This window comes from Streptomyces triticirhizae, assembly GCF_003696235.1.
Taxonomy (GTDB): Bacteria; Actinomycetota; Actinomycetes; order Streptomycetales; family Streptomycetaceae; genus Streptomyces; species Streptomyces triticirhizae.
Window position 1 is genome coordinate 1 of the sequence record NZ_RFFJ01000197.1, and the last position, 10,840, is coordinate 10,840.

Annotated in this window: 3 protein-coding genes, 1 tRNA gene, 1 rRNA gene and 1 pseudogene; 1 reads left to right on the forward strand and 5 read right to left on the reverse strand. The window is 70.7% G+C overall.

The window, feature by feature from the left end:
* The 3 genes and pseudogenes from EBN88_RS24935 to EBN88_RS24945 all read right to left on the reverse strand — a co-directional run.
* Nucleotides 1–968, reverse strand: a pseudogene (locus EBN88_RS24935) (cell division protein FtsK); the annotation flags it as partial.
* 90 nt (nucleotides 969–1,058) lie between these two features.
* On the reverse strand, nucleotides 1,059–1,736 hold the full coding sequence (locus EBN88_RS24940) for a response regulator (RefSeq protein ID WP_122399313.1): 678 nt from the start codon (nucleotides 1,734–1,736) through the stop codon (nucleotides 1,059–1,061).
* 383 nt (nucleotides 1,737–2,119) lie between these two features.
* Nucleotides 2,120–7,591, reverse strand: coding sequence for a HAMP domain-containing protein (locus EBN88_RS24945; protein WP_233580925.1), 5,472 nt, complete (start codon nucleotides 7,589–7,591; stop codon nucleotides 2,120–2,122).
* 359 nt (nucleotides 7,592–7,950) lie between these two features.
* Between EBN88_RS24945 and EBN88_RS24950 the strand changes: the two genes are divergently transcribed.
* On the forward strand, nucleotides 7,951–10,560 hold the full coding sequence (locus EBN88_RS24950) for a SpoIIE family protein phosphatase (protein WP_122399315.1): 2,610 nt from the start codon (nucleotides 7,951–7,953) through the stop codon (nucleotides 10,558–10,560).
* 76 nt (nucleotides 10,561–10,636) lie between these two features.
* On the opposite strand, the gene EBN88_RS24955 is transcribed toward EBN88_RS24950, so the two are convergent.
* Together EBN88_RS24955 and rrf are read right to left on the reverse strand one after the other, a co-directional pair.
* Nucleotides 10,637–10,709, reverse strand: a tRNA-Thr gene (locus EBN88_RS24955).
* 5 nt (nucleotides 10,710–10,714) lie between these two features.
* Nucleotides 10,715–10,831: ribosomal RNA gene (rrf, locus tag EBN88_RS24960) — 5S ribosomal RNA — on the reverse strand.
* Nucleotides 10,832–10,840: the final 9 nt, after the last annotated feature.

Genomic DNA, 10,840 nt, shown 5'->3' on the forward strand with positions numbered 1-10,840 from the left:
CGCGCACGGCGCGCCTCCAGCGCGCGCCGCTCCGCCGCCTCCCCGCTGAGGCCGGCGGCCGGCGCGCCCTGGCCGACCGCCCAGTCCGTCTCGTCGGGCTCGGGGCCGTCGTCCCACTCCTCCTCCGGGGCGGGCCTCCGCCGCCCGCGCGGCCGGCGCTCCAGCGCCTCGTCGGCGATGCCGTCGTGCGCCCGCCGCTCGGGCTCCTCCAGCAGCCCCAGCCGGGTCAGGCCCTGCCGCAGCCGGCGCGGGATCGCCGCCACCGGGGTCGCGGTCACCACCAGCAGCCCGAAGATCGTCAGCAGCGTCAACAGCGCCATCGCCAGCGGCTCGCCCATCGCCAGGATCAGCGGCCGGGAGGCGGCCCAGCCGATGTGCCCGCCGGTGTCGCGCAGCGCCTGCGTGCCCTCGCTGCGGCCTGGCGCCCCGGTGAAGACGTGGACCAGGCCCAGCACCCCGACCAGCAGCGCGGTCAGCCCGATGACGATCCGCCCGTTGGCCTCCTGCCGCTCGGGATGAACGAACAGCCGCACCGCGACGAAGCCGAGCAACACCGGGAAGACCAGGTCGAGCCGGCCCAGCGCCCCGGTGATCAACATGGTGACCAGGTCGCCGACCGGGCCCTGGAGGTTGGACCAGGTGCCGGCGGCCGCCACCAGCGCCAGGCCCAGCAGCAGCAGCGCCACCCCGTCCTTGCGGTGCGCGGGGTCCAGGCCCTTGGCGCCGCGCCCTATGCCGCGCAGCAGGGCGCCCAGCGGGCGGGCCAGACCGAGCCAGAGGCCGCGTGCCAGGCGCAGCGCGAGGTTTCTGGGGGGAGCCTTCCTGGCCGGCGGCTTCTTGGCGGGTGCTCGTTTCGCGGCGGGCTTCGCCGTGGACTTCTTCGCCGGCGCCTTCTTGGCGGGCGCCGACTTCCGGGCTCCCGTGCCGCGCGCGCCGGCGGAGCCCTTGCCGGACGTGGATGGGGCCATGAGGGTGAGGCTACCGGGGTCTGGGAGCCGGGGCACGGAACACGTGCCCCGAACACCCCGGGCGTACCGCCGCCGGGCGCCGACGCCGCGTCAACCCTGCCGGGACTCCACCGACTTGGGCTCGCCGGCCCCCGGCTGGAGGGCGTCCAACGCGCGCCGCAGTCCGGACAGCTTGCGCTCCAGATGGGCCGCCGTGGAGACGGCCGCGCCGCCACCCGACTCCGCCAACTCCTTGGACAGCGCCTCGGCCTGCTCCTCGGCGGCGGCCAGCCGGGCCGACAGCTCGGGCAGCAGCCCGCCCGCGCTCTGCTCGCCCTCGCCGTGCGCGTGCCCGGCCTCCAACTCCCTGCGCAACAGCGTCGCCTGCTCGTGCAACTGCACGTTCTTCATGTGCAGGTCGACGAAGACCGAGACCTTGGCGCGCAGCACCCAGGGGTCGAACGGCTTGGAGATGTAGTCGACCGCGCCCGCCGCGTAGCCACGGAACGTGTGGTGCGGGCCGTGGTTGATCGCCGTGAGAAAGATGATGGGAATGTCGCGCGTCCGCTCACGGCGCTTGATGTGGGCCGCGGTCTCGAAGCCGTCCATCCCCGGCATCTGGACATCCAACAGGATGACCGCGAAGTCCTCTGTGAGCAGCGCCTTGAGCGCTTCCTCCCCTGACGACGCCCGGACCAGTGTCTGATCGAGCGCTGAAAGGATCGCCTCCAGCGCAAGCAGATTCTCGGGCCGGTCATCGACCAGGAGGATCTTGGCCTTTTGCACCATGGCCCGTCCTCCTCGCCCCTGCGGCACCGTGAGGCACCGCCATCGTGGACGGCACCCTCACGCCGTCCGGTCCTGTGCCGGACATGTTGACATCACCACTGGCGCTGGTGCCAGCAAGCCCGGTACGTCGCCCCAAACGTGCGACATCATCGGGGACCCCCGCGACTCACACGAGAGGCTGACAACGCTCCGGCTGCGACTTCGACCGTACCGGCAGTATCCCTTCGCCCGTCCAGCGGCCAGCACCACAGGGCAGCGGGTGATCAGCGCATCGCGCTGCGTCACGATAACACGCCCCCAGAAGCCCCGGCGAACCAACCACATCCAACGGGAAAACGGTTGCTCCTCCCGGATGGTTCCACATCCGGGAGGAGCGTGACAGATCATTCCGCGTCGCGCTTGTGCACCCAACGCCCCATCACGGAAAAGAGTTCGGCGACGTCCACCGGCTTGGTCACATACGCCGAGGCGCCCGCCTCGATGGTCTTCTCCAGGTCGCCCTTCATCGCCTTCGCCGTCAACGCGATGATCGGCAGGTCGGCGAACTGCGGCATCCGACGGATCGCCTCCGTCGTGGCGTAGCCGTCCATCTCCGGCATCATGATGTCCATCAGGACCAGCATCACGTCCTCGTTGGACTCCAACACCTCGATGCCCTCGCGCCCGTTCTCCGCGTAGAGCACCCGGATGCCGCTGTGCTCCAGCACGCTCGTCAACGCGAAGACGTTGCGCACGTCATCGTCGACGATCAGCACCTTCCGCCCCTCGAAGTCCCGCTGGTAGTGCGGCACCTCCTCCGTCTCGGCGACCGGCTCGACCACCGGCTCCGGCGCCCGCTCGCCGCCGAAGCCGTTGCTGGGCTCCTGATAGCGCTCCCGGTCCCGGTGCCGCCTCGTCAGCGAGGCGGCGGCCTGCTCCGCGGCGGCCGACGCCCGCCGGCGCTGTGCCTCCCCGTCGTCCGCGTCCCCCGGGGCGGCCGGACGCGCCCCATTGGCGCGCCCCTCCGCGCCCTCCGGCGCGCCCGAGGGCCGCGCGCCGTCCTGCTCCTCCTCGGGCGCCGCCAGCAGCGCCCTGATGCGGCTCTTGGGCCGGGGCGGCAGCACCGTCCCCTCGGACGCCCCCCGCCCCGCCGCCAACTGCCCGTACCCGGGCGGCGGAAGCTCCGCCGGCTGGAGCGGCAGGAACAGCGTGAACGTCGACCCGCGCCCCGGCTCGCTCGCCGCGTGGATCTCGCCGCCCAGCAGCCGCGCGATCTCCCGGCTGATGGACAGCCCCAGGCCCGTCCCGCCGTACTTGCGGCTGGTGGTGCCGTCCGCCTGCTTGAACGCCTCGAAGATCACCCGCATCTTGCTGGCGGCGATCCCGATCCCGGTGTCCGAGACCGCGAACGCGATCAGCGGCGCGTCCGCCGAGAGCACCGAGCCGTTCTCCAGCATCTGCTCCCTGATCACGTCCGGGACCTCGCTGCCCGCCGGCCGGATCACCAGCTCAACCGAGCCGGTCTCCGTGAACTTCACCGCGTTCGACAGCAGGTTCCGCAGCACCTGCAACAGCCGCTGCTCGTCCGTGTTCAACGTCGCCGGCAGCTCCGGCGAGACCCGCACCGAGAACTCCAGGCTCTTCTCCGCCGTCAACGGCCGGAACGACGCCTCGATGTAGTCAACGAGCTGCACCAGCGCGATCCTGGTCGGGCTCACGTCCATCTTGCCCGCCTCGACCTTCGACAGGTCCAGGATGTCGTTGATCAGCTGCAACAGGTCCGAGCCCGCTCCGTGGATCGTCTCGGCGAACTCCACCTGCTTCGGCGACAGGTTGCCCTCCGCGTTGTCCGCCAGCAGCTTGGCCAGGATCAGCAGCGAGTTCAACGGGGTGCGCAGCTCGTGCGACATGTTCGCCAGGAACTCCGACTTGTACCGCATCGAGACCGCCAACTGCTCGGCCCGCTCCTGGAGTCCGCGCCTGGCCTCCTCGATCTGGAAGTTCTTCACCTCGATGTTGCGGTTGGTCTCCGCCAACAGGTCGGCCTTGTGCTTCAGCTCCGCGTTGGACTCCTGGAGCGCCTTCCGCTGCCGCTCCAGCTCGCCCGACCGCTCCTGGAGCTGCTCCGCCAGCTCCTGCGACTGCTCCAGCAGCATCTCGGTGCGGGTGTTGACGCTGATGGTGTTGACGCTCGTCGCGATCATCTCGGCCATCTGGCTCAGGAAGTCACGCTCGATCTGGGTGAACGGCTTGAACGACGCCAGCTCCAGCACGCCCAGCACCCGGCTCTCGAAGAGCACCGGCAGCACGATCGCGTTCACCGGCGGCGCCTCGCCGAGCCCCGAGGAGATCTTCAGATAGCCGGGCGGCGTCGGCCCCACCTCGATGGGCCGCCGCTCCTCGGCCGCCGTGCCGATCAACGACTCCCCCGGCCGGAACGACATCGCCTGGCTGCCCGCCGCGTACCCGTAGGAACCGATCATCCGCAGCTCGTAGTCGCCGCCCTCGCCCGGACCCGCGACCACGTCCCGGTCCCCGTCGGCCGGCACCGCCAGGAAGAACGCGCCGTGCTGCGCCGTCACCGCCGGCGCCAGCTCGCTCATGATCAGCCGCGCCACGTCCTTCAGATCCCGCCGCCCCTGCATCAGCGCCGAGATCCTCGCCAGGTTGCTCTTCAGCCAGTCCTGCTCCTTGTTGGCCAGCGTGGCCTCCCGCAGGTTGCTGATCATGGTGTTGACGTTCTCCTGCACCACCAGGATCTCGCCGGCCGCGTCGGTGTCGATCCGCACGCTGTGGTCGCCCCTGGTCACGAACGTCGCGACCCGCGCGATGCCGCGCACCTGACGGGTCAGGTTCCCCGCCATCTCGTTCACCGAGTCGGTCAGGTCCTTCCAGGTGCCCGCCACCCCCGGCACCCGCGCCTGGCCACCCAGCTGCCCCTCCGTGCCCACCTCGCGCGCCACCTTGGTGACCTGCTCCGCGAAGAGCGACAGCTGGTCCACCATCGTGTTCAACGTGTCCTTCAACTCCAGGATCTCGCCCCGGGCGTCGATGTCGATCTTCTTCGTCAGATCGCCCTTGGCGATGGCCGTCGTCACCTGGGTGATGTTGCGCACCTGCCCGGTGAGGTTGGAGGCCATCGAGTTGACCGACTCCGTCAGGTCCCGCCAGGTCCCCGAGACGCCCGGCACCTGGGCCTGACCGCCCAGCCGCCCCTCGGTGCCGACCTCGCGCGCCACCCGCGTCACCTCGGCGGCGAACGACGACAGCGTGGTCACCATCCGGTTGACCGTGTCGGCGAGCTGCGCCACCTCGCCGCTCGCCTGCACCGTGACCTTCTTCAACAGGTCACCGTTGGCCACCGCCGTGGCGACCTCCGAGATGTTGCGCACCTGGCTGGTCAGGTTCCTGGCCATCAGGTTGACGTTGTTCGTCAGGTCCTTCCACGTCCCCGACACCCCGCGCACCTGTGCCTGGCCGCCCAGCTGCCCCTCGGTGCCCACCTCGCGCGCCACCCGGGTGACCTGCTCGGCGAACGACGACAGCTGGTCGACCATGGTGTTCACCGTGGTCACCAGCTCCAGGATCTCGCCCCGCGCGTCCACCGTGATCTTCTTGGTCAGGTCACCCCTGGCGACCGCCGTGGTCACCTCCGCGATGTTCCGCACCTGCGAGGTCAGGTTGTTCGCCATGCTGTTGACGGACTGGGTCAGGTCCTTCCACGTGCCCGAGACGCCGTCCACCCGCGCCTGGCCGCCCAACCGCCCCTCGGTGCCCACCTCGACGGCCACCCGCGTCACCTGCTCGGCGAAGGACGACAGCTGGTCCACCATCGTGTTCAACGTGTCCTTCAACTCCAGGATCTCGCCCTGGGCGTCCACGGTGATCTTCTGCGACAGGTCGCCCCTGGCCACCGCCGTGGCAACGCCGGCGATGTTCCGCACCTGATCCGTCAGGTTCGACGCCATCCCATTGACGGAATCGGTCAGATCCCGCCAGACCCCGGCCACACCCGGCACCTGCGCCTGACCGCCCAGCCGCCCCTCGGTGCCCACGTCCCTGGCCACCCGGGTCACCTGGTCGGCGAAGAGCGAGAGTTGGTCCACCATCCGGTTCACGGTGTTCTTCAACTCCAGCATCTCGCCGCGCGCGTCCACCTCGATCTTCTGCGACAGATCACCCCTGGCCACCGCCGTGGTCACCTGCGCGATGTTCCGCACCTGGTCCGTCAGGTTGTCGGCCATCTGGTTAACGGAGTTGGTCAGGTCCTTCCACGTCCCCGACACCCCGTCCACCTGGGCCTGGCCCCCCAGCCGCCCCTCGATCCCCACCTCGGTCGAGACCCGCGTCACCTGCTCCGCGAACGAGGACAGCTGGTCCACCATCCGGTTCACGGTGTTCTTCAACTCCAGCATCTCGCCGGAGACATCCACCGTCACCTTCTGCGACAGGTCGCCGTTGGCCACCGCCGTCGTCACCTGCGCGATGTTCCGCACCTGCCCGGTGAGATTGCGGAACGCCGTGTTGACCGAGTCCGTCAGGTCCTTCCAGGCCCCGGCCACCCCCAACACCGACGCCTGCCCACCCAGCGCACCCTCGTCGCCGATCTCCCGCGCCACCCGCGTGACCTGCGACTGGAACGACGACAGCTGGTCCACCATGGTGTTCACGGTGTTCTTCAACTCCAGCATCTCGCCGGAGACATCCACCGTCACCTGCTGCGACAGGTCGCCGTTGGCCACCGCCGTCGTCACCTGCGCGATGTCCCGCACCTGATCCGTCAGGTTCTGGAACGCCATGTTGACCGAGTCGGTCAACTCCTTCCAACGCCCGGAGACGCCCGGCACCTTCGCCTGGCTCCCCAACATCCCCTGCGTGCCGATCTGCACGGCCGCCGTCGTCACCTCGTCGGCGAAGCCGCGCAGCGTCTCCGTCATCCCGTTGATGGTCTCCGCCAGCTGTGCCACCTCGCCCCGCGCGTTCACCATCACCCGCTGCGAGAGGTCCCCCTCCGCCACCGCCGTGGTCACCCGGGCGATCTCCCGCACCTGGTCCGTCAGGTTCCCCGCCATCAGGTTCACCGAGTCCGTCAGGTCCTTCCAGACCCCCGAGACCCCGTCCACCCGCGCCTGCCCACCCAACTGCCCCTCGGTGCCCACCTCGCGGGCCACCCGCGTCACCTCGAACTGGAACGAGGACAGCTGGTCCACCATCGTGTTGACGGTGTTCTTCAACTCCTGCATCTCGCCGGCCACATGCACCGTGACCTTGCGCCCCAGGTCACCGTCGGCGACCGCCTTGGTCACCATCGAGATGTCCCGCACCTGCGCCGTCAACCGGCTCGCCATGGTGTTGACCGAGTCCGTCAGGTCCTTCCAGGTGCCCGAGACCCCCGGCACCCGGGCCTGACCGCCCAACTTGCCCTCGGTGCCCACCTCGCTGGCGACCCGCGTCACCTCGTCCGTGAACTCCGACAGCTGGTCAACCAGCCCGTTGACCGTCCGCCCCACCTTCAGGAACTCGCCCCGCAGCGGCCGGCCGACCCCCGAGTCCGACTGGGCCCGCAGATCCATCCGCTGCCGCAGATCGCCCTCCGCCACCGCCGTCAACACCCGGCCCACCTCGGAGACCGGGCGCACCAGGTCCTCCACCAGGTCGTTGGCGTCGTCGATCGCCTTGCCCCACGCCCCCTCGCAGAGCCCGGTCTCCATCCGCTCCGAGAGCTTCCCCTCCCGACCCACCACCCGACGCACCCGCGCCAGCTGACCGGTGAGCTGAAGACCACGCTCGGCGACCTCGTTGTACACGGCGGCGATCTCCGCCATCGGCCCCTCGCCGGTGACCGTCAGCCGTTTCCGCAGGTGGCCGTCCCGCATGGACTCCAGAGCCGAGAGCAGCCGGTTCAGCGCGGCGGCGTCCACCTCGACGGTGGCACCCGGCCGGGGCTTCACCGCCCGGCCTCGCCGCTGACCTCGCGACACTGCTCCGTCAGACACCACTGTGTCCCTCCCACGGGGGTCGATCAATTCGCCCGGCACCTCACATCGAGCCCTCCCAGTGTTTCACTCCGGAGGGACCGGGCGATAACAGTTCGGCAGCATCGCACACGACCGATTTCCCGGTCAGGGGGAATTCGAGGACGCACCGTCCGCCAAGCCGCCGGACGTCAGTAACCTGGGCACCCGAGCAGCCCACGGCACCGCATCGTGCCGAGAACGACCATTGGGGGAGTGACGTGATCACCGCGCGCGCAGCGGCCACCTTCGAGCCGGTTGGACGCTCGGTCGCGACCGCGCGGGGTTTCGTCCGCGACACCCTCCAGGGATGGGGCCTGGCCGAGCTGATCGAGGACGCCGTCGTCCTCACCAGCGAACTGGTCACCAACGCCGTGGTGCACGCCGGCACCTCGGCCGAGGTGCGGTGCCTGCGCGACGACCGGGGCGTCCGCGTCGAGGTCGTCGACCGCCACCCCGAACGCGAACTCCCGCTCGCCGAGGTCTCCCGGGGCCGCGTCGACCTCAACAGCGAGGGCGGCCGGGGCCTGATGCTCTGCGCCGCGCTCGCCAGCCGCTGGGGCGTCGACTACACCACCACCGACAAGTGCGTCTGGTTCCGCCTCGACCAGCAGACCGTGCCCGTCGGAACCCGCACCGCCGGCCCCGTCCTGCCGGCCGAGTCGTTGCCGGTCACCGACGCCCGGGTCCGCGTCGCCGTCGTCGAGGTCGACCGCACCGACGCCATCACCAGCTGGAACGACGACGCCCACCAGCTCTTCGGCTACTCGGCCGAGCAGGTCGTGGGCAAGCCGCTCGCCGACCTCGCCGCCTGGCCCCAGACCCCCGGCACCGGCACCGGCATCGCCGAGGCCCTGCTCCTCTCCCGCTGGGAGGGCAGCTACGGCGTCCGCGACTCCCAGGGCCGCACCGTGCCCGTCTACGCCTGCCACCTGCGCGTCCGCGACGCCAACGGCGAACCGTCCACGGTCTGCCTGATCGTCCGCGACTCCGAGCGCGCCATCCTCCAGAGCCCCGCCCGGCTGCCGGCCCACGGCGGCAACGCCCACGACCCGCGCGACCGCTCCGGCGACTCCCTGGACGCCCTCATCGGCTCCCCGCCACCCGACGACCTCGACGGACTGCTCCAACGCACCGTGGAACGCGCCCGCGACATGCTCGACGGCGACGCCGCGTTCCTCCTGCTCGCCACGGACGACGAGACCGAGCTGGAGGTCCGCGCCACCACCGGGCTGCCCTCCGCCCGGCAGCGCTTCGCCCGCGTCCCCGTCGAGACCGGCAGCGGCCGCTACGGCTCGGCCCGGATGCCCTCGGTCCACGAGGACCTGGCCACCACCCCCGGCGCCGTCCCGCTGCTCTCGGGCACCGGGATGCACGCCGTGGTCACCGTGCCGCTCAAGGTCGAGGGCCGCCTCACCGGCTCCCTCGGCGTCGCCTCGGAGACCGCCGGGCGCTACAGCAACGAGGAGGCGCTCCGCCTCCAGTTCGCCGCCGACCGGATCGCGCTGGCCGTGGAGTCCGCCCGGCTCACCGAGCTGGAACGCCTCCGCAGGGGCTCGCTGGCCTTCCTCGTCGAGGCGTCCGAGCTGCTCGCCGGCACCCTGGACCGCAACCAGACGCTCGCGCTGATGGCCCAGATGACCGTGCCCACGCTCGCCACCTGGTGCGCCGTCTACACGATCCCCGAGCCGGGCTCCGAGCCCACGCTCTCCTATGTGCTGCACGAGGACGAGGAACGCATCGACGGGATCAAGGCCCTGTTGGAGCGCGTCGAGCCTCCCGCGCCGGATCTCACGCTGGGCGTGCGCCCCTGGAACGCGCCCTCCGACGCGGCGCGCAACACCGCGCTGCGCACCTCCCTCCGCAGCCTGGCCCTGGGCGGGCGCCCTCCGTCGGAGACGCCGGGCACCAGCCTGGCCACCGCCTCAGCCGTGGGCGGCGAGACCGTGGTCCTGCCGCTGGTCGCGAGGAACCGGGTGATCGGCCTGCTGGCCCTGGGGAAGCCCACCGACGAACGGTTCCGCCAGGACATCCTGGAACTCGCCGAGGACCTCTCCCGCCGGGCCGCGCTCGCCCTGGACAACGCCCGGCTCTACAGCGAGCGCACCGCCATCAGCCAGTCCCTCCAACGCAGCCTGCTGCCCCCGGAGTTGCCCGCCATCGACGGCGTCGAGGTCGAGGTCATCTACCGTGCGGCCGGAGAGGGCAACGAGGTCGGCGGCGACTTCTACGACGTCTTCCCGATCCGCGAGGGCGTGTACGGCTTCGCCATCGGCGACGTCTGCGGCACGGGCCCCGAGGCCGCCGCCGTGACGGGACTCGCCCGGCACGCGCTCCGCCTGCTGGCCCGCGAGGGCCTCGGCGGCCCGGCGGTGCTGGAGCGGCTCAACGCGGCGATCCTGGAGGAGGGCCCACGGGCACGCTTCCTCACGCTGCTCTACGGGGAGCTGTGGCCCCAGCCCTCGGGCGGCGCCCTGCTGAAGATGGTCTGCGCCGGCCACCCTCTCCCGATGCGCCTCTCCCCCGACGGCACCGTCGAGTCGGCGGCCAGCCCCCAGCCTCTGCTGGGTGTGATGGACGACCTGGAGCTGTTCGAGCAGACGGCCACCCTGGACCCGGGCGACGTGCTGCTCTGCGTCACCGACGGGGTGACCGAACGCCGGGAGGGCACAAGGATGTTGGGCGACGACGGCCTGGCCGATGTCCTCAGCAACTGCACGGGGCTCACCGCCGGAGCGGTCGCCGCCCGCGTCCTACGGGCCGTCGAACGCTTCGCCTCTGACGCCCCGTCGGACGACATGGCCATCCTGACCCTGCGCATCCCGGAGTAGTCAGCGAAACGGCCGGCCCCGAAAGGGTCCGGCCGTAAAAAAACAACCCCCGTCTTTCGACGAGGGTTGTTCTGTGAGCCCCAAAACGGAATCGAACCGTTGACCTTCTCCTTACCATGGAGACGCTCTACCGACTGAGCTATTGGGGCGTTATGTCCGGCGGCGTCCTACTCTCCCACACGGTCCCCCATGCAGTACCATCGGCGCTGGAAAGCTTAGCTTCCGGGTTCGGAATGTAACCGGGCGTTTCCTTCCCGCCATGACCACCGGAACCCAAAAC